General features: G+C 68.6%; 11 protein-coding genes and 1 pseudogene. 3 read left to right on the forward strand and 9 right to left on the reverse strand.

Annotation, left to right across the window (positions count from 1 at the left end):
• Window position 1: 1 nt before the first annotated feature.
• The 5 genes and pseudogenes from fxsT (A3CE_RS56510) to A3CE_RS0115845 form a co-directional block, all read right to left on the reverse strand.
• On the reverse strand, window positions 2–4,288 hold the full coding sequence (gene fxsT / locus A3CE_RS56510) for an FxSxx-COOH system tetratricopeptide repeat protein (protein WP_026468526.1): 4,287 nt from the start codon (window positions 4,286–4,288) through the stop codon (window positions 2–4).
• Window position 4,289: 1 nt separating this feature from the next.
• Window positions 4,290–5,354: an AAA family ATPase gene (locus A3CE_RS0115835; protein WP_020641073.1), complete on the reverse strand. Its 1,065-nt coding sequence runs from the start codon at window positions 5,352–5,354 to the stop codon at window positions 4,290–4,292.
• A complete protein-coding gene (locus A3CE_RS0115840) occupies window positions 5,332–6,519 on the reverse strand; it encodes a VMAP-C domain-containing protein (RefSeq protein ID WP_376741591.1) in 1,188 nt (395 codons plus the stop codon). The genes A3CE_RS0115835 and A3CE_RS0115840 overlap by 23 nt, the downstream gene beginning before the upstream one ends.
• A 72-nt stretch (window positions 6,520–6,591) precedes the next feature.
• Window positions 6,592–6,870 (reverse strand): annotated as a pseudogene (locus tag A3CE_RS59885) (effector-associated domain 2-containing protein); the annotation flags it as partial.
• 114 nt (window positions 6,871–6,984) lie between these two features.
• Window positions 6,985–7,878, reverse strand: coding sequence for an effector-associated domain 2-containing protein (locus tag A3CE_RS0115845; RefSeq protein ID WP_026468529.1), 894 nt, complete (start codon window positions 7,876–7,878; stop codon window positions 6,985–6,987).
• 706 nt (window positions 7,879–8,584) lie between these two features.
• Between A3CE_RS0115845 and A3CE_RS0115850 the strand changes: the two genes are divergently transcribed.
• Window positions 8,585–10,093: an aKG-HExxH-type peptide beta-hydroxylase gene (locus A3CE_RS0115850; RefSeq protein WP_245589532.1), complete on the forward strand. Its 1,509-nt coding sequence runs from the start codon at window positions 8,585–8,587 to the stop codon at window positions 10,091–10,093.
• Window positions 10,094–10,100: 7 nt separating this feature from the next.
• On the opposite strand, the gene fxsT (A3CE_RS0115855) is transcribed toward A3CE_RS0115850, so the two are convergent.
• The 4 genes from fxsT (A3CE_RS0115855) to A3CE_RS0115870 form a co-directional block, all read right to left on the reverse strand.
• Window positions 10,101–14,561 carry an FxSxx-COOH system tetratricopeptide repeat protein gene (gene fxsT / locus A3CE_RS0115855; RefSeq protein WP_084641579.1) on the reverse strand — a complete coding sequence of 1,487 codons (4,461 nt, stop codon included), beginning with the start codon at window positions 14,559–14,561 and terminating at the stop codon, window positions 10,101–10,103.
• A 1-nt stretch (window position 14,562) separates the two neighbouring features.
• Entirely contained in the window at window positions 14,563–15,621 is a 1,059-nt protein-coding gene (locus A3CE_RS0115860) for an AAA family ATPase (RefSeq protein WP_043792336.1), read from the reverse strand.
• Complete coding sequence (locus tag A3CE_RS0115865) at window positions 15,599–17,086, reverse strand: VMAP-C domain-containing protein (RefSeq protein WP_020641078.1); 1,488 nt, start codon at window positions 17,084–17,086, stop codon at window positions 15,599–15,601. The genes A3CE_RS0115860 and A3CE_RS0115865 overlap by 23 nt, the downstream gene beginning before the upstream one ends.
• Before the next feature lie 93 nt (window positions 17,087–17,179).
• On the reverse strand, window positions 17,180–18,112 hold the full coding sequence (locus A3CE_RS0115870; protein ID WP_020641079.1) for an effector-associated domain 2-containing protein: 933 nt from the start codon (window positions 18,110–18,112) through the stop codon (window positions 17,180–17,182).
• Between the two features lie 119 nt (window positions 18,113–18,231).
• On the opposite strand from A3CE_RS0115870, the gene A3CE_RS0115875 reads away from it, so the two are divergent.
• Entirely contained in the window at window positions 18,232–19,437 is a 1,206-nt protein-coding gene (locus tag A3CE_RS0115875) for a low temperature requirement protein A (RefSeq protein ID WP_020641080.1), read from the forward strand.
• A 100-nt stretch (window positions 19,438–19,537) separates the two neighbouring features.
• Complete coding sequence (locus A3CE_RS0115880; protein ID WP_020641081.1) at window positions 19,538–20,833, forward strand: acyl-CoA dehydrogenase family protein; 1,296 nt, start codon at window positions 19,538–19,540, stop codon at window positions 20,831–20,833.
• Window positions 20,834–20,851: the final 18 nt, after the last annotated feature.

Consider the following 20,851-nt stretch of genomic DNA (forward strand, 5'->3'; position numbering starts at 1 on the left):
GCTACAAGGGCATCGGATCGATGTCGCACTCTGCTCGCGTCGCGTTCTCGGCGGCCGTGACGGCGGGATGACCAGGTCGGAACGCCCGGTCGGCCGCGCTCAGCACGTCCCGGTGCTGGCTCACCGCTTCCCGGACCCGCCCGAGCCGTTGGAGGTCCAGGGCCCGATTGAGCCGCGCCGCGAGCGCGGAGGGGTGGTGCTCGGGCAGCACCCTCCGCAACCGCGCCAGCGATTCGGTGTTCATCCGCAGGGAACGCTGCACATCGCCCAGGGCGTGCCAGTCGTTCGCCATGTTGATCGAGCACGCCAGAACGTGCGGGTGTGCCTGCCCCAGCCGGTCGCTCAGTCCGCTCAGCGCACCCTCGTCCCGCCTCAGCGCGGCGGCCGGATCCCCGAGTAGGCGCAGGGTGACCCCGATGTCGACTTCGGCGGCCAAGGTGTGCGGGTGTCGATCGCCCAGGCTTTCCCGGTACAGCGACAGAGCTTGTTCCCCCAGCTCCAGCGCCTCCGGCAGGTTTCCGGCGTTGCGAAGGTCGATTGAATGGGCCAGCGCGCAGGCCATCGCGTTGGGGTGGTCCGAACCGTACTTGAGGCGGAAGCGCTCGAGCGCGCTGCCCGACAAGTTCAGTGCGGCTTCCTGGTAGCCGTCTTTTCGCTGCGCCACCGCGAGGTGGTAGTCGCGGCGGATGACACCGTCGGTTCCCGAGCCGTACAGACCGCGTACCCGCTCCACGACCTTCTCCTGCTCGATCCGCGCCCACGAATAGTCACCGAGCTCACGGCGGCAGATGATCATGATGTTCAGCGTGCTGATGGTCTCCCAGTTGTCGTATCCGAGGACTTCCGACCGGCGTTCATAGGTGTCCTCGCTGAGCCAGCGGGCCTGTTCGTAGTCTCCGGCCAACAGGAACGACACGACCAGGTCGTGCGCCGCGCTCAGAGCGGTCGGATCGTCGTTGCCGAAGAAATGTCGCACCCTCTCGTAGGTCTGCCGGTTGAGATCACGGGCCGCGAAGAAGTCGCCGCTGGATTTCAAACCCACCGCGACCTGGACTTCGGCCCGCAGCGCCTGTTCCGAGTCCGGGCCCACGGTCTGCTGGTAGAGGTGCAACGTCCGTCTACTGACCTCCGAAGACGCCTCGTAGCGGCCGAGCACCCAGAGCACGAACCCCAGTTGCACCGATGCGGCCAGTGTCTGCGCGTCCTCTGCGCCGTGGCGGCCCGTCCAGGCTGCGACGACTTCCTGCGAGAGCGTCAACGCACCCGTGTGGTCGCCCGAGACGTACAGGAACTTCATCAGGTTGAGCAGCAGCTGCCGGACCCAACGGTCAGGGCAGCCGATCAGCTCGGTATGCCGGAGGTGCGGTAGCACCAGCTGGTACTGCGGCCACTGACGGGCCGACTCGGGGTCGTTCGGATCGAGGTTCGCGAGCAGAAGATGAGCACCGTGGCGCATCTCCGTCCGCGCCTGGTCGGTCATCCGGGCCTGCAGGGCCACCTGTGCGAGCCGATGCAGGAGCAGGGTGCCGCTCCGGTGGTCCAGCTTCGCCAACCGGCACCGATTGATGTCCCTGAGCACCCGGTCCAGCAACACGGGGTCCTGCATCGCGATGTCCAGCTCCGGGGCGATCGACACTCCCCTCACCCCGGCGAACAGGCTGCGGGAGATCGGTTCGGCGGCGAAGAACGCGCACACTTGGAGCAGCTGGTGTGCGGCCGGATTGCGGGTCGCCAGTCCGTCGAAGGAGACGTTCCACGCGGCCGTCGCGGAAATCTCGTAGTCCGACGGCCGAGGCGAAGTCGCCGTGATCTCGGCCATCTTCTCGTCCAGCAGCCGCGTGTACCCGGTGACCGGGATACCGGTCTCGGCACGCCACGCCGCCGCCTGGGCCAAAGCGATCGGCAGGTCGCCCAGCTTCGCCGCCAGCGCGTTGGCCTCCGACGCGACCAGCGCGGAATCCCGGCTGCGCAGGAGGTCGACGCTCTCCGCCCGGGCGAACAGACCGACGGCGACCGAATCCGCGGGGAAGGAGCCGGAGGCCGTGTCCCGCGAGGTGACGAGGATTCGGCCTGGTCCGTCGACCGGCAGGAACGGCCGCAGGAGCTCAGGCTGGTCGGCCGCGTCGAAGACGAGCAGCCAGCGACGGTAGGGCTTGCCTGCGCGGAGCGCAGCCAAGACGGCCGGCACCGCGGTGAGAGTCTCTTCCGAACCCGGCAGCCGCAGCTGGCGGGCGAGCTCCGTCAAGGACGCCCGGATCTGGGTCTCCTGGCGCGCACTCACCCACCACACGAGATCGTGGTCGCGGAGCCGCCGGTAGATGTACTCGACCGCGATCTGGGTCTTGCCGAGGCCGCCCAGACCGTGCAGGATCGCGAATCCACGCGAGCCGAGGCTCGCACTGAGCCGGTCGAGCAGTTCGGTACGGCCGACGAACTCCGGGTTCCGTGCCGGGACCGCGCCCCAGATCACCGGCGCGTCCGTGCTGACCCGCCGGACCCGGCGCAGCGACGTGGCCGCCTCTTCCCGGACGTCCGCGACCAGCCGCTCGTCCGGGATGCCCGGCTCGACCGACGCGGGTGGCCCCACCCCGTCCGCAGCCTCGTCCGCGGCGGCTTCGTCACCCGCCTCCGCCGCGGCGAGTTCACGCTCCCGCTCCTGCAGTCGCTCGGCCCGCCACGCGTACGGACCGGAGAGCGCACGCATGACGACTCGTTCGAGGGAAATGTCGGCAGCCTCGCCGGGCAGTGCGGCGCGGTCGGGATCGGCCAGCGCGTCAGCGATCCTCAGCAGTACCGGGTGCTGGTCCCCGAACCGCTGCCCGGTCAAGGAAACCACCTGCACGGTGTCGGCGCGCCGTCCGGCAGTCAGCAGAGCTTGGCGAACCGCCACCGGGACCTCGAAGACCGCTTCCTCCCCCGGGAAACTTCCCTCCGCGGGCGAGTCCAGTAGCCCACTGGTGAGCACCTCGGCGAGGTGCGAGCTGTCCGCTTCCGGCACGAGCTGCGCTCGGACGAACCTCGCGATCGGCAGGCTTACCGGCACAGCGGCCAGCAGCGTCGCCAACCGGAACGCCGGTGGCGTCGCGGCACCGAGGAACCGCCGGACTCTTTCCTCGGCCGTCAGGGGCGAAGCGACCTCCTCGTCGTCCCCAGGCTCGAGCATCGGCTGGTCACGCGCGAGCAGCACCGTTGCCGGCACCCGATCGGTGACCGAGCGCGAGACGAGCCGCACCCACCAGCTGAACCACCGGCCGTCCAGTTCGAGGACCGGCACAGCCACCGCACCGGCAACCGCTTTGTCCGGATCAGCCATGGTCATCCAGGCATCAGGCAGGTCGAATTCGTAGCGACGGTTCGGCTGGAACGCCCCCGGCGACGCCAGGAGGGCACGGTGCAGCGGAATGCCGCTCTTCTTCCAGAGGTGCTGGGGGAGGAGGTGCACCACGGCGACCGGCATCCGTCTGCTCCACTGCGCGAGTAGCGGCGAAACGAGATCACGCCGCCATGCTTCGCCGACCCCGTCGGTCAGGACGAGCATGAGCCGTCCGCCGTACCAGTCCAGGAGTTCGGCGACGCTGTGCTGAGGCGCGTCCGGGGTGCCGCCGCGAAGCACCGGCGCGAGCGAGCCGTCCGTCGCCCGCGTTTCCGTCTCGAGGTACCGAATCCTGACCGTACGGAATGCTCCGAGTTGCTGCACCAGGTTCAGGAACGCCGTGACTTCCGGATGCCACAGCACCATCGACGCCCCGGCGTCGACGACCACCGTCAGATCCAAGACACGCGTCGTCGGCGCGGGCTTCAGCAGGGGGAGCCAGAGACCGGTCTGAGCCGCCTCTTCGGCGGTCCGTTCTTCGTCCAGCTCGAGCTCGTCTTCACGCGGAGACGGCCGTAACTGCTTGAGCGGCCGCAGGGCCCTGAGGATGTCCGGGCCGCCCGGCATCGTCGGGCGTTTCGCAGTCTGTCTGTTCCGCGGTGACCCTTCGGCGTCGTGCGCGAGGTTGTCTCGGACGAAACCGCCGGCGACCGGGCGACGCCGCCGGACGGCAACCGGCTCGGGTTCCACGTCCGGCAGGCCGGGTTGCGCGGACGGCGGTGGAGGCGCCGACGGTTCCAGCCCGGGATCCGAGGGCGGTGGCTCGGCCGGCGACTCCGGCGTCGGCGGGCGTGATCGCGTTCTCGTCTCTCCGGCTGGTCGTACCGCCTGGTTTCCCAGCGTCGCCGCCAGCCATACCGCGTCGGCCAGCTCGCTCCACGACAGCGGCGTGTTTCCGGACCGCTCGACGGTCATCTCACGGCACCACGGAGTTCAGCTGCCGCCAAAGCGCGTCCATCAGCCGCGGCCATGAATCGCCTTCTTCGTGGTAGGCACCCGAAGTCGCCAGGTAGACCGCTTCGAGGAGCTTGTCCACCGGCAGGCCACCGTACGCTTCGCTGCGGCTGACGAACTCCTCGATGATGCGCGACCGGTGAGTGTCGCTCGGGTCGAGCGCGTGCGCCGCCACCATGGCCGACAGCTGTTCGATGTCCGGGTCCTGGATTTCGAGCCGGAGACATCTGCGCAGGAAGGCGGGTGGGAAGTCTCGATCGCCGTTGCTGGTGATCACGACGAAGGGGAACGCTGCACACCGGACCCGGCCGTCGGCGACCGTGGCCGTCGCGTCCGGGTCGGCCGTGAAGACCTCGACTTCACGGCTGCGGCTGCGCATCCGCACCAGCTCGGGGATCGCAAACTCGCCGTCTTCGAACAAGCTGAGCAGGTCGTTGGGCAGGTCGGCTTCACTCTTGTCCAATTCGTCGATCAGGAGCACGCGTGGTTGCCGGCGCGGCAGGAAGACCGTGCCGAGCTCGCCGAGCCGGAGGTACTCGCCGATCGGCGGTTCCTGGTCACCCTCCCGCCGGTCGGTGACCGCCCGGGCGCCGGCCGCCTGGGCACGGCCGATCGCGTCGTAGCTGTAGAGACCTGCTTTGAGCGTGGTGTGGGAGGTAATGGGCCATCGCAGCACCCGGCCGAGCCTCAGTTCGCGGGCGACTCGGTACGCCAGGCTCGACTTGCCGCTGCCTGGACGGCCGGTCACCAAGAGCGGGCGGCGTAGGTACAGGGCTGCGTTGACCATGTCGATCTCGTGCGGGTCGACGTGCCGGGCGGTCAGCCGGTGCTCGGAACCCAGTCGCCGGTCCGCCTCGCCTTCGTCCGGCGGTACGACCTCCTCCTCCGACAGGGGGCCGCCGGTGAACGCCCGCCACGGTGGCGCCGGCGGAAGCAGGTCTGCCAGTGAAATGTCGTCGAGCGGCCGGCCGGTACCTTGGTAGATCCACCAGTCCGGCGACGACTCAGGACGCTTTTCCTCGTTCATCCGAATCCTCCCGCGTCACGTCCGGCAGGTAAGGGCCGTCATCCAGAAAAATCAATCTGCTCGGGTCGTCCCAGAGGATCACCAGGTCGCGGGCGACCCGGAAGTCGACAGGGAGAGTCGCTTCACGAAACGCCGCCCGCCGCGAATCCTGGGTCCGGGCCGGGAGGTCGCCGAGTCCGCCTCCGTCGAGGAGCCATGCAACGACTTCACGCAGAACCTCGGGGGAAGCGTCGGGATGCCAGAGCAGCACGGGAATCCCGGTCCGCAGGCCCGTCGCCAACTCGTCTTCGCCGGGCCGAGGCCGGGCCGGTGGCGGGCCGGCGAGCACCATCACCAGCCACCGCCGGTCACTGAGGATGGCGTCGAGCCGATGGCGTTCCGCGCTGTCCTGTGGCCGACAGTAGTACACCCGTTCCGCGGTGGGGTTGTCGAGCATGGCTTCCCACCGTATTCGCCACGCGCGGTGCCACTGCCGGGAGAACATTCGTTCCAGAGAACGGATGACGATGGGGTAGTCGAGGAACAGCGGCCGCGGATCGCCCGTTTCGTGTTCCTTGCACCATCGGTGCACCGGAAGGTTCACGAGCGCACGTGGCAGGACGAACTCGAGTGCCACTTCCTCGCGGTACTCCGACCACGCCCGTTCGGCATCGACGATCAGCCGGTCCACGTGGTGTTCGAGCTCCTCACCGCGAATGGTCGTCATCCCGCCCCGGGTAGGAGGCCACTCCTGTGGATCTTCTTGACGCCAGTGGGAAACGACGTGCCGCTCGGGATCGATCCCGTCCACTTCCACCATGATCACCAGGTGCAGGCGCAGTCCACCGCCACCCGGCTCACGTTCGACGCGCAACTCTTGCAGCCGAGCCTCACCCTGGACCCGGCGCGCCTGCCGGGTGTTCCACTCGCGCAGCTCGTCACCGAGCGTCCGAGCACACTTGGCGGCGACGAGTTCGATGAAGGCCAGAGCCGGCGGCAGCCCGTGAGCGGGTGTGTTCAGCTCGGTCAGCAAACAGAACGCTTCCCAGGCATCGCCCGGTTCCCCGGCCGGGCACGTCGCCGGGCTCGCCGCCCGCCGGACGAGCGCACCGAGCCACGGCGGCGTGACCCCGGCAAGTACGGAACGCAGCCAGAGCAGCTCGGAATCCGGCAGCAGGTCGTGCATCCGCGGTTCGTGCACGAGCCGGTGCAGCAGCTCGGATTCCGGAGACCCCGGCCGCAGCATGCGGACGGCGCAGTCGAGCGCGTGCATCCCGCCATCCGCCCGGGCGCAGGCGTTGACGACGTCGATCAGCTGGTCCCGTCCCGTCGCGTGTTCGGAGAGCGTCAGCCGGAACCCGAGGTTGTCATGGATCAACTCCACCAACAGCGACCGGCTCGGCCGGTCGGCGGCCAGCCCGGCATTGGCGAGCAGATTGACGATCGCCTCACGGACGGCCACGCGAACCGTGGACGGGAGGTGGAACTCGCGTCCCGGTTTGTGGGTTCGTTCACCGGCCGACACCTGTCGAACCACCTCCCCGCCCGGGGAGCCCGGGAATCGTGATTTTACCTACCGAACCCCAATCCAGTAGTGGGCAAAAGATGGACACGAAGCGGGCCGGAACACGACACCCGGCCGAATGCCGGGTCACCCACCGTCGATGAGCACGGCAAGCGCGGCGACTTGGCGGGATTCCGGCTCCAGCAGCCGGATCACGTCCAGAAGGTCGGCGAGACCGCGAGTGAACCGCCGGCACGTCCTTGCCAGCGCGATCACGTGGAGCCGGTCTTCCGCATGGTAGGGAACGATGTCCGCGATATCCCGGCGGGGGAACAGTTCCAGCAGGAGCCTGCGGCTTTCCGAACCGCGGACGCACGGCACTGCCAGCAACGCCTCCACCAAGGCCGGCAAGGCCGGGCCCGTCGCCGTTGACAGCAATTCCCGAACCGGGAACCCGATTACGGCGGGGCCGAACAAACGCAGCCAGGCTTCCGTCGTCGTTTCGCTGAAGGAAACCTGAATCCGGCGGTAGGGCGGGACGTCCGCCGCCGAACCGGCCCGCACGACGTCCTTGTAGAACGAATCCGACAGGATCAGCGCCAGCGCGGCACCCGAGTGTTTCAGTACCTTCTTCGTCTCGGACGCCTCCGCCAAACGCAAGGTGTGAGTGGCCGCGTCCACGACCTCGCCGTGACGCCCCGAGCAAACTTCCCCGGCGTGGAATGCCGCGCGCAACTGCACGTGCATTCGTTCGGCGTGCACGGCGTTGTAGCGCTGCACCCCGGCCAGCATGCAGTCGGGTAGACAAGCCAGCAGATCCGTCCTCGCCACCTGGTCGGGCAGCTGGATCACTACGCCCTCGCCGGTGTTCTTCGGAAAAAGGACATGCCAGGGAACGTCGGCGTTCACGAACGATGTTCGCAGCAGTTCCCAGAAACCCTCGTGCTCGACCAGGGGGTGCGCCGCGCGCCCGGAGTCGGCGCGACCGACGGTGTCCAGTGCCACGATCGTCTTGTGGTGTGCGGCCGAGTCCATGGGCATCGACCCTCCCCGAGTTCGCGGCGCCCACCATTGTCACAGGTCAACGCGCTCCTCGCCACGCTTGCGGCAAGGCGGCCGATCGCGGCGGGCAGCCCGGCTCGTTTCACCCTGACGGCACACGACATCCGTCCCTGTCGCATCGGCCGGAAATGCGGGATGATGCGAAGCGGGCCGACGGGGTCCGTTCTCCCTGCGAAAGGGGAATGGTGATGCAGCACGTACCACGCTCGGACGGGGAAGCCGGAATCGCATCGGAGCTCATCGACCTCGGCGAGGTACCACTCGCCCGCCTGCGCACCTTGGACGGCCACGAATTGCGGAGCGCACTACGGCACGCAGCCGAGCGGGTTTCCTCCATCCCCGTCACAGCAAGTGGCAGTGGAGGCGCCCGGCGGGTCGATTGACCGTGACTTCGGAGGAACTGTCCCCCCATCGCCTGTCGTGGGCTGATTTCGACGCGTTCGCCCGCGGACGCGGTAGCCGCGCCTCGGTACGCCGGCTACGCGCGGCCGAGCGGAGCAGACGGCTGCTCCTCTTGAGAGGAATCATCGACCAGGCCGCCAAATCACCGGATCTTTCCGGGTCACTCCCCTCTCCCGAATCGGCGTGGGAGCTGCTCGCCCGGATTCAAGAACTGGCTCCCGCCGCGGTCGAAACGATCCTTGCTCACCCCTACACCGGAACCTGGGCCGGTTACACCACGCGATTGTGCCGCCAGGACGTGACCGGCGTCTGCCCGTTCTGGGTCCACCTCGGCCACGTGCACTGCCTGGCCGCGGCGGCTGCTGTGCACGCCGGCGCCGACTTCGAAGCCGAACTTCCCATCTGGCAGGGGAACGTGTCACTGCCGACGCTCGGTATGGTCCGGCTCCGCACAGGTGAGGCGTTCGGGGTGGCACAGGTTTCCGGCGGGAGTGGCGGCGTCTTCTTTCGGAACCGGCACACCGAGGTCCGCCTGCCGGACGACTTGAGCGTCGAAACCGCGGGCTGGCAACCAGTCCGCCGAGTCACGAGCTGGTGCGGTGACCGGCGGCTTTCGATCAGGCTCGACGACGTGGATCCCTATCGCGGGCTGTATGAACCGATTCCCCCCAGGCGTCTCACGGCACTGGAGGTCGAGTCCTGGCGAACTGTCGTCGACGGCGCGTGGCAGCTGCTGGCGACCCACCTGCCGGGTTTGGCCGAGACGTTGCCGGTCGGTCTCGAATCGCTGGTGCCGGCCCCGGCGGTAGCCTTCCGGCTGCCGAGTGCGTCGACGGGGGAAGCGTTCGGCAGCGCGATCGTCGCCTACGGCACGGACCCCGAGCCACTCGCGGCCGCACTCGTCCACGAGTTCCACCACATCCGGCTCGGCGGCGTGCAGCACCTCGCCACCTTGCACGACGACGATCGCCGGGAACGGCTGTACGCACCTTGGCGGGACGATCCCCGGCCCATCGGCGGCGTGCTGCACGGGATCTACGCGTTCTTCGGGGTCACCGCGTTCTGGCGGGCGTTGTCGGCTGCCGAGCCGGCCCATGAGCTGGCTGCCTTCGAGTTCGCGCTGTGGCGTACCGCGGTCTGGCGCACCCTGCGCGCGGTGCACGAAGACGAAAGCCTCACTCCCACCGGACGTAGGTTCCTCGACGGGATCGCGGCCGAGCTGGCACCGTGGCGGGAGGAACCGGTGCCCGCCGAACCGGCCGCGTGGGCGACGACGGCGGCGCTCGACCACTACGCGACCTGGCGCCTCCGTCACCTGCGCCCGGACGCACGGACTGTCTCGGCCCTCGCCGACGCTTGGCGCCGCGGGGAGTCGTGGCCCAATCTCGGCCGGTTGCCCGAACCACGCATGCCGACTCCTGTCCCGGACGGTGGCTGGGCCGACACCCGGACCGACCTGATCCGGCTGCGGCTGGGCCGGGACCGGAAATCGTTCGGCGACAACGGCCCCATGGTCCCCGGGGTGACAAGCGCAGATCTGGCGTTGGTGGCCGGTACCCATGAACAGGCAGCGGACGGCTACCGGGACCTGCTGGCCGTGGACCCCGACGTCCCGTCCGCGCTGGTCGGTCTCGGGCTCGCCTTGGCGGCGCACGCCACCGGCCCCGCGGCACGTGCCCTGCTGCACCGTCCGGAACTGGTCCGGGCAGTGCACCGCGAACTCCGCACGAACACCGACTCGACACCGGCAGTCGAGGTCATCGCCGGGTGGATCGGCCGGTTCACCCACTGATCGAAAGCTACAGCGGCATCGGGTCGATGTCGCAGTCGGCGCGGACTTCCTTCGACGCCGCGATCGTGCCGGGATGCGCTTCGCCGAGAACGTGCCGGTAGCGGCTCATGACGTCCTCGTACAGCTCGTCCGCCTCTTCGCTCCGGCCGAGCGTCCTGAGGTCCAGTGACCGGTTGAGCTGGACTGCCAGCGTTGTCGGATGGTCTTCGCCGAGGACCCGGCGTGAACGGTCCAGCAGCTCCGCGTCACGCTCGGCGGCCTCTTCGACGCGATCCAGTGCCGCGAGGTCACTCGCGACGTCGATCGCGCACACGATCGTGTGCGGATGATCCTCGCCCAGCTGTATCCGGAACTCCTCCAACGACCGCTCGTCCAGCACCCGCGCACTCGACGGATCGCCGGACAGCCGCAGCGTCACCCCGAGGTCGAGCGCCGCGGAGAGAGTGTGCGGGTGCTTTTCTCCGAGGTTTTCACGATAGAGATCGAAGACCTCCTCCCCCAGTTCACGGGCCCTGGCGAAGTCGTGAGCGTGCCGCAGGTCGATCGAATACCCGAGAGCACACGCCAGTGCGTTCGGGTGTTTGTCGCCGTACCGGATCCGGAACCGGCGGAGTGCGTCCTCGGAGATCTTGCGGGCCTCGTCGTGATCGCCGTCCTTCCGGCACGCGACCGCGAGGTGATACTTGCGGCGGAGGGTGCTGATGCTGTCCTCGCCGTACAGCTGCTCGACCCGATCGGTGATCTGCTGCTGTTCGATCCTCGCCCACGGGTAGTCGCCCAGCTCGCGCCGGGCGATCACCATCAAGACCTGCATCGTGACAGTCGACGCGTTGTCGTAGCCGAAGACCTCCACGCACCGGCGGTAGGTCTCCGCGGCCAGTTCGTTCGCCTGCCCGTACTTCCCAACCAGGAGTAACGCCGCGACATAGTCGTTGGCTGCACTCAGCGTGAGCGGGTCGTCGTTCCCGAACAAGCCACGCGCCTTGACGAAGATCTCTTCGTTCCGCTGGGCAGCTTCCGCGAAGTCACCTCTCGTCTTCAAGATCAGCGCGTAGGTCAGTGCGGCGTTGAGCGTCTCTTCCCGGTCGGCACCGATCGACTCCCGGTAACGGTCGTAAGTAGCCTTGCTGATTTGCTCCGCGTCGGCGTAGCGCCCCACTGCCCACAGGTAGAACGCCAGCCGCTCGGAAGCCTCCAGCTCCTGCATCGGCGGGTCTTCGATGGGTGCTTCACCCCTGCCATGCCGTTCGAGCCGATCCCGCTCCCACGCCCGCACCGCGCGTTCCGCGAGCGTGACCGCGCCCTCGTGGTCCCCCCAGTGGTAGAGGAACTGCATCAGGTTGATCACCAGCTGCCGCACCCACTGGTCCGTGCACTCGATCAGCTCGGCGTCGTAGATGTGGGGCAGCACTTCCTGGTAGCGCTGCCACTGACGGGGTGATCCCGGGTCTCTCGGGTCGAGGTTCGCCAGCAGCTCGTGTGCGCCGTGGCGCATTTCGTTGCGCTGCTGCTCCGTCATGCGGTTCCGGAGGACCAACTGCACGAGCCGGTGCAGCAGAATGGTGTCGGTCCGGTGGTCGATCTTCGCGAGGCCAAACCGGTTGATGTCGCGAACAGCGCGGCCCAGCTTGATCGGATCACGCAGTGCGAAGTCGAGTTCTGGCGACACCGTGAGCCCGCGGACTCCGGCGAACAAGCTGCGCGACACCGGTTCGGGCGCGAAGAACGCGCAGACCTGCAACAACTGGTGCGCGGCCGGGCTGCTCACACTCAGCTGGTCGAACGATACGTTCCACGCCGCCGCGACCGAAGTCTCATAGTCCTGCGGATTCGAGGTGTCAAGGATCTCCGCAACCTTCTCGTCGAACAGCCGGAGGTATTCCCTGGCGGTCATCCCGGTCTCGGCAAGCCATGCCGCCGCCTGCTCGATGGCCAGCGGCAGGTCGCCCAGCTTCTCGGAGATGCGATCGGCGTCCGTGTCATCCAATTGGGGGCCGCGCCGGCTCAGCAGCATCTTGCTTTCGCTGCGCTCGAACACGGCCACCTCCAGAGGACGCGCCATGGCCGACCAGTTCGGGTTGCGCGATGTCACCAAGATGTCCCCTGGACCGCCGACCGGGAAGAAGGGCCGGACCATGTCCGGGTCTTCCGCCGAGTCGAAAACCAGCAGCCATCGCCGGTACGGCCGGCCGAGCCGCAGCGCTTCCTTCACCGCGGGCACCGCGGTGTTGGCCTCGGACGCCCCCGGCAGGCGGAGGTGCTGGGCCAGCTCCGTGAGCGACGCGTGGATCTGGGTCGGCCGCGTGGCCTGGATCCACCAGACGATGTCGTAGTCCTGCAGGTGCCGGTAGATGTACTCGGTGGCCATCTGGGTCTTGCCGATGCCACCCATCCCGTGCAAAGCGGCAGGCAGGACGGCCGTCGTGCCCGCACCCAGTTTTTCACTCAACTGGGCCAGTAGTTCGCCACGACCGGTGAAATTGGGGTTGGGGGGTGGAATTGCACCCCAGATCGGGGGTACCTCTTCACCCGAACGCCGTACTTGACGTGAGGTAGACGCGCCGACACTGGCCACCACGCTCGCCTTCTCGGCGGTGACCGGCTTTTCACCGGTTGAAGCTAGTTCCACCGGCTCTTGACTCCCCTGGTCCGCAGTTGTCTCGCCAGGGGTCCCTGTGAGCTCCCCAGCCAATACCTCACTCACGCGCGCCACATTATCGCCGCCGACTTTACTCGGTTCGGCGGCCCATGCAAACTGATCCAGTCGATCCGGCCTTGCTAGTCTTCCTCGTTTTGCCAGTCTGCTCAGCCGGTCGGCTCTGGAGAGGTACGGGCCCGACAGGGCACTCATCACGTCTCGTTCGAGAGCTATCTCCTCACTCGTCGCCGTCTCGGGTTCCGGGTCCGGTGTCGAATCGGGATCCACGAGAGCCGCCTGGAGCCTTGCCAGCACAGGGTTCTGGCCGCCGATCCGCCGCGACGCCACACGGACCGCATGGGCAGTATCCGACCTTCGTGCCCCGCTGAGCAAGACCCTCCTCGTCTGGCCGGAAAATTCCCATGGCGTCGTCCTCTCCCATGGTTGCCGGGTCCCGTCGTTTTGGAGCAACCCGCTTGTGAATACCTCGATCAGGTGATCGGGACCTGATCCTGGGAGCATTTCCTCCTGCACCGCCGACGCCACTTCGATATCGACCGGAACCGCCGCCAAGAGCGTGACCAGCCGAAATGCCGATGGCGAAGCTCGGCTGTGAAAATCTCTCACCCGATCCTGAGCGGTGACCTCATTCTTCGACGGCTCCGGATTGTCACTCGATTCAGGGACAGATACCGCCGGACGGTCGCGAACCACCATGACCGAGCATTTCCGCGGCTCGTCCGCTCGGCCGGTGACGACCTCCGCCCACCTGCGGAACCAGCGTTCCTCCAGTTCCAGCACGGGGACCGCGATCGAGTCCCCGGTCAGTTCCGCTCGCTCGAGACCGTCGGACAGCAGGTCGGTCAGGCGGACCCGGTACGAGTCGTTGGGCCGGACCGGACCCTTCGTCGTGATTTCGGCGTTCTGAGCGTCGACGCCCCCTCGTACCCACAGCCGCCTCGGCAGCAGGTGGACGATCGCGACCGGGACCTTGCGGCCCCAGCGGGCGATCAGCGGCTGCACCAGATCCCGGTGCCAGGCATCACTGATCCCGTCCGTCAGCACGAGCATCACGCGGCGCCCGGAGGAGCCGACGGGCTCGCCCGCGCCCCGCACGGGGCTTTCCGGGGTTCCGCCGCGCAGCACCGGCTCCAGGACCATGCCGCCTTCGGCTCGCCCGGCCTTCCCCGTCTCCAGGAGCCGCACCTGGACCGACCGGAAGACGCCGAGCCGCCGCTGGCACAGCGTCACGAACGCCGCGACGGTCGGCGCCCACAGCGCCATCGACGGCGCCTGTTCGACCACGAGCGTCAGGTCCAGCCACGGCTGCCGCTTCCGCTTGGTGACCGGGAGCCACATCCCCGCTTCGGCGCTGGCCTCGGCGGTCTGCTCCTCGTCGAGCTCGACGTCCTCCGGGCGTGTCGAAGGCACCTTGCGTTTGAAGGCCCGGAAGGCGCGCACGAGCCTGCCGATGTCGGGCAACGGCGAAGCGGCGCCAGGCGTCGGCGCTCCCTCCCTTCCCGGCAGGCCGCCCGCGGCCGGGGCACCCTGGCCGGTCCCGGTCCCGGTCCCGGTCCGGATCGGGTCGGATTCGGGCAGTTCGGGCAGTTCAGGCGGGGGCCCGACTCCGGCGTGCTCGGGTTCCTCCATCGGAGGAGGATGCGCCCGGCCGATCTCGAGCGGCTCGGGGCGGCGTGGAGACAGGGGTGGCTCCGCGGGAGGCGGTGGCTCGGTCGTGTTCGCGGCGATGGCGGCCATCAGCCACAAGCCGTCGGCAACCTCCCGCGCTGTCAGGTCGTGGTCCTCCGGACCTCCCGGGGTGCCCGGCATTTCAGTGGCCCTGCTGGTTCAGCTGCTGCCACAGCGCCTCGACCAGCAACGGCCAGCCGGGGTCGTCGGGTTGGTAGGCGCCGGAGGTCGCCAGGAAGATCGCGTCGAGCAGCTTGTCCGCCGGCAGTCCGCCGACCGCCGCGCGCCGCGCGACGAAGTCCTCGATGAGCACTCCGCGCTGCCGCGGGTCGAGTGTGTGCGCGGCGACGATGGCGGCGAGCTGCGCCGGGGTCGGGTCCTTCATCTCCAGGCGCAGGCAGCGGCGCAGGAAGGCGGGCGGGAAGTCCCGCTCCCCGTTGCTGGTGATGACGACTACGGGGAACGCCGAGCAGCGGACGACGCCGTTCTCGATCTCGGCGGTGTAGCCGGGATCGGCCGTGAACACTTCGGCCACCGGCGACTGGCGGGCGTCCCGCGCGAGCTCCGGGATGAGGAATTCGCCGTCCTCGAAGATCGAGAGCAGATCGTGGGGCAGATCGGATTCGGCCTTGTCGAGCTCGTCGACCAGGAGCACCCGCGGCAGGCGGCGCGGCAAGAACGCGGTTCCCAGCTCGCGCAACCGGACGAAGTCGCCGATGGGTGGTTCCTCCGCGCCGGTCTCCACCGGGCCGGCGCGGAGCGCCGCCGACGCCTGCACCCGTCCGATGGCGTCGTAGTCGTACAACCCGGAATTCAGGGTGGTCTGCGAAGTGATCGACCAACGGAGCACCCGGCCGAGGCGCAGTTCGCGGGAGATCCGGTAGGCCAGGCTCGACTTGCCGCTGCCGGGTTTCCCGGTCACCAAGAGGGGACGGCGCAGGTACAGGGCGGCGTTGACCATGTCGACTTCGGTGCGGTTGGCGTGCCCGGCGGTGAAGCTCAGTTGCACGCCCAAGCGCCGGTCGGTCTCGGCGTCGTCCTGCGGCACGTCGGCGCCGAGCGGTTCGCCGTCCCGCCGGAAGTCACGCCACGGCGGCGGCGGGGGGAGCCGATCGGCCAGGTGCGTGTCCTGCAGGGGGTGCCCGGTGCCCCGGTAAATCCACCACTCCGGCGTGCGGTCAGGAAGCTCGGTCGTGCTCATCGGCACCTCCTCCCCCGGCCGGGCCGTTTCCGCCATCGCCGAGGGGGAGCGTGCGGCTCGGGTCGTCCCATAGCACCACCAAATCCCCTATGACGCCGTCATCCGGAGACGACGACCGATTTCCCAGTGCGTCGAGACGGTGCTTGCGGGTCAGTGCCGGCAAATTCCCCAAATCATCACTACCGGCCAACCAGGCTACCACCTCGCGCACGACTTCCGAAGAGACCGTCGGGTGCCAAACGATCACGGGCAGTCCGGCGCGCAAAGCGGCGAAAAGCTCATCTCGCCCCGGAATCGGGCTCACCGGCGGTGTCTGCGTCAGAACGGCCATGAGCCATCGCTCGTCGCTGAGAATCGCGTCGAGACGACGATGATCTTCGGTGTCCTCGGGGTTGCAGAAATACACTCGTTCGAACGACGGCTCCTCGGTCCAGGCCGTCCATCTCCGGCGCCAAACCCGGTGCGAACGCCGGGAACTCATCCGTTCCAGTGAACGAATAACCGTCGGATAAGTCATGTACAGCGGTTGAGGCTCCCCGATGTCACGCTGCGTGTTCCAGGTGTGCACCGGAAGGTCCAACAGCACGCGCGGAAGCACGAACTCGAGAACGGCTTCGGCATCGCGTGTCGACCACGCCTCTTCCGCCGCCGAGATCACTTTCGCCACTTCGTTCTCGAGCCCGGCCGATGTCGTCCAAACGGTTTCCCCACGAGGTGGCGGCCACTCGGCGGGATCGTCCTGCCGCCAGTGCGAAATCTCGTAGAGATCCGCTTCGACGGGGTCGGGACTGATCATGATGGTCAAGTGCAGCTGCCCCGACGCCGACGGCGTCACGTGAGCCCGGAGCTCCCGGAGCGCATCTTCGAGCCGAAGGCGGTGCGCCTGTCCGTCAGCCCATTTTCGGAGCTGGGCGGCCAGTTGGTCGTCACACTCGGCCGCGATCAGCACGGCGAAGGCCACGACCGGTGGCAGCTCCCCAGGGGCGGCGTTGAAGTCCGCAAGGCCGAAGAAGGCTTCGGCCGCGTCCGCGTAGCGCGGTGCCGGTACGACATACCGGGCGGCGCGGCGGACGGCCGCCCGGAGCCCGGGCGGCGAGAATCCCTCGAGCTGACGGCGGAATTTCTCCTGCTCCGCCGCCGATACCACATCTCGCAACGGCAAGGAATCCACCAAAGCGCGGAACTCCGTGCATTCCTTCGTACCCGGCCGGAGGAACTCGAGTACGTCGGCCAGTACCGGCAGCCCCTCTTCGATCCCGCTGCACCCGTTGACGATTTCGATCAACTGCGCGCGCGGCGCCAGCTGATCCGGCACGGTGAACGGATTGTCCAGCGCTCTTCGGAGCTCCGCGACCATCAATGTGCGGATCGACTTGTCATCGGCGAAGCCGGCGACCACCAGCACGTCGACGAGTGCCCGGCGAATCGCTATGCCGATTTGGGGGCGCCCATGCGTTGTCGACACCGGCGTACCACCTCCCGCCCCCGCGAAGTGCCCCGAAGATCGCGAGTCTACCTATCCGGTGCACCGCGAAAAGGGGCAAAAGGCGGACAACTGCTAACGGACTCCGTACGCCGAGCGGCTCGCGATCACCGCGCCGAGCTTCTCGACCTGCGGCGACACCGGATCGAGCATGCGCACGGTGGCGAGCAATTCCTCCAGCCCGCCGTCGTACCGTTCGCACGTGCGCGCCAATTCGATCACGTGCAACCGGTCTTCCGCCTGGTGCGGTACCGCGTCCGCGATCTCACGCCGGGAGAACATCTCCAGCAGGAGCCGGCGGCTTTCCGCGTTCCGCACGCACGTGATCGCCAGCAGCGCCTCGACCAGCGCCGCGAACGGGAGCGGCCGGTCCACTCGTTCGACGGCCGGCGCCGTTGCCGACACGGCGATCCCGGCGAGCGGGGCACCCAAGAGGCGCAGCCACGCCCACGCGGCGTGCTCCCCGGCTTTGACCTTCACCGGGATCCGGCGGTAGGACCGGGGATCGGCGGCCGGGTCCTGGGAGACGACGTCCTGGTAGATCAGGTCCGATGCGATCAGCGCGAGGTCCGCCCCCGACTCCTTCTGCGCCGACTTGGCCTCTGGTGCTTCGAGCATGCGGAACGTCGCGCTCACCGCCTTGCTGACCGAACCGTGGCTGCCCTTGGCCACCTCGCCGGCGTGCAAGGCCAGCCGGAGCCGAATCTGGGCTTCCGCCGCGTGGACGTGGTTGTAGCGGCACAGCTCGGCGTGCATCCGGGCGGGGAATTCGGCGACCAGGTCCGCCTTCCCGATCTCCGGCGGCAGGAGGAACATCGCGCCGTCGCCCGTGTTCTCCACGAAACAGACGTCCCACGGGATGCCGGTTTCCGCGAACGTCGTGCGCAGGACCCGCCAAAGTCCGTCGTGCACCTCGCGCAGGTGGGCCATGGTGCGGCTCGGGTGGTTGTACCCGGCGACGTCCACAGCCATGACCGTCCGGTGCAGCGCGGCCGGATAGGAATGCACGGCCCACCTCCCCACGTCCCGTCGCTCATTGTCCCAGACCCATGCACGTTCGGCCATGTTCGCGCAGGGCGTTACGACAAAACCGGAACCTGCTGACATGTTTTCGTCCATAATTCGGCGTGCCCACGACACGCCTGCACCTGGTGAGCGCGGAAGAGGATCACCGCGTCTCGACCATCGAGCTCTTCTTCGACCTGGTCTTCGTCTACGCCATCACCCAGACCACCCAGCTGATGGCCGACCACCTCAGCCCCCTCGGGGTCGGGCAGGGGCTGGCCATGCTCGCCGTCCTGTGGTGGTGCTGGTGCAGCTATGCCTGGCTCGGGACCACCATCCACGTCGACCACGGGATCGCGCGGCTCGCCATGTTCGGAGCCATGACCGTGATGTTCCTGGTGTCGTTGACCATCCCCGAGGCCTTCGTCGACCACCCCGGCGGGTTGTTCGCGCCCGGGCTGTTCGTCGGCTGCTACGCGCTCGTGCGGCTGCTGCACCTCGTCGCCTACCTCGGCGCCGCGCAGCGCGATCCCGGGTTGCGGCGCGTTCTGCTCAAGATGTTCGTCGGGCTGCTGCCGAGCGTCGTGCTCCTGGCCGTGAGCACGGCGCTCACCGGGCCGTGGCAGCTGGGGCTGTGGGTCGTCGCGCTGCTCGTCGACTACCTCAACGTCTACCTCACCGGGCCCGACGGCTGGCGGCTGAACTCGCCCGCGCACTTCGCCGAGCGGTTCGGGCTCATCGTGATCATCGCGCTCGGCGAGTCGATCGTCGCGATCGGCATCGGGATCGGGGCGCTGCCGATGTCGTGGCTGGTCGCCGGCGCCGCCGTGTGCGGGCTCACGCTGGCCGCCGGCATGTGGTGGGCCTACTTCGACGTCGTCGCGCGCGTCTCCGAGCACCGGCTGACCCAGGCGACCGGGGTCGAACGCGCGAAGCTCGCCACCGACTCCTACACCTTCCTGCACCTGCCGCTGATCGCCGGAATCGTGCTCGTCGCCCTCGGGCTGAAGAAGGCCTTCCTCTCCATCGCCGACACCGAGAACCACACGCCTGGCGAGGCACTGCACGGCGTCCCGATCTGGACCCTGACCGGCGGGCTCGCGCTCTACCTGATCGCCTTGAGCTCCCTGCGCAAGCGCAACCTCGGCAGCTGGAACCACCAGCGGCTGGTCGTCGGCGTCCTGCTGGTCGCGGCGACACCGCTGCTGGAACACGTGCCCGCGGCCGTGCTGCTGCTGATCATCGCCGGGCTCGTGCTCGGACTTGTCACCTTCGAGCGGTTTCGGTTCGCCGAATGGCGCAGGCAGGTGCACACCGCTCACTCGTGAGTGACCCCGCACTGGCGTCGCGCCGCCTCCCGGGTTAACCTACTCACGAGTAGGTAACGGGATGGAGGGCCACATGGCTGCGCCAAGGAAACGGGACGCGATGGGCTGGGGCCTGTCCGCGCTGACCCAGCTGGCCGGGAGCAAGGTCGTCGAGCGAGCCGGGCTGCGCAAGCCCCTCGAAGGCCTGGTCACCGCGGGGACCCGCAACGGCTTCCGCGTCGCCGGCGCGGCTACCCGGTCGTTCAAGTCGGTGCAGAAGCTGGGCAAGCCCGCCCGGCTCGCGCCGTCCGCGGACACCGGGTTGTTCGACCTCACGCCGACCGAGGACCAGCAGCTCATCGTCGAGACGGTGACGGAGTTCGCCGCCGAGCAGCTGCGCCCGGCCGCCGCGGACGCCGATGCCAAGCTCGAAGCACCCGAGGGGCTGCTGAACCGGGCCGCCGAGCTGGGCATCAGCCTGGTCGGCATCCCCGAGGAGCTCGGCGGCGTCGGCACCGAACGCTCGGTGGTGACCAACGCGCTCGTCGCGGAAGCGCTTGCGCACGGCGACCTCGGCCTGGCCGTGGCCGTGCTCGCGCCGTCCGCGGTGAGCACCGCGCTGGTCAGCTGGGGCGACGAGCAGCAGCAGGCCGACTACCTGCCGGCGTTCGTCGGCGAGCACGTCCCGGCCGCCGCGCTGGCGCTGCAGGAGCAGAAAGCGCTCTACGACCCGTTCAAGCCCGCGACGAAGGCGCGTCGCACGCCGAAGGGTTACCAGCTCGACGGCGTGAAGTCGCTGGTGCCGCGCGCGGCGGCGGCCGAGCTGTTCATCGTCTCGGCCGACCTCGAAGGCCGCGGCCCGGCGCTGTTCCTCGTCGAGTCGTCGAACGCCGGCGTCTCCATCGAGAGCGAGCCCGCGATGGGCCTGCGCGGCGCCGCGACCGGCAAGCTCCACCTGGAGAAGGTGGCGTTGCCCGCGGGCGCGCTGCTCGGCGGCGGCAAGCTCGACGTCTTCACCGAGGCGGTCCGGCTGTCACGGCTGGGCTGGGCGGCGCTGGCCGCGGGCACCGCGAAGGCCGTCCTCGACTACGTCGTCCCTTACGTCAACGAGCGGACGGCGTTCGGCGAGCCGATCAGCCACCGGCAGGCGGTGGCGTTCTCCGTGGCCGACATCGCGATCGAGCTGGAGGGCCTGCGACTGGTCACGCTGCGCGCGGCGGCGCGGGCCGAGCAGGGCAAGCCTTACGCCCGCGAGGTCGCGCTGGCCCGGAAGCTGGCCGTGGACAAGGGCATGCAGATCGGCAGCGCGGGCGTGCAGCTGCTCGGCGGGCACGGCTTCGTCAAGGAGCACCCGGTCGAGCGCTGGTACCGCGACCTGCGCGCCATCGGCGTCATGGAAGGCGCCGTCCTTCTCTAGGCTTCGGAAAGGCGTTAA

The organism is Amycolatopsis balhimycina FH 1894 (genome assembly GCF_000384295.1).
Lineage (GTDB): Bacteria > Actinomycetota > Actinomycetes > Mycobacteriales > Pseudonocardiaceae > Amycolatopsis > Amycolatopsis balhimycina.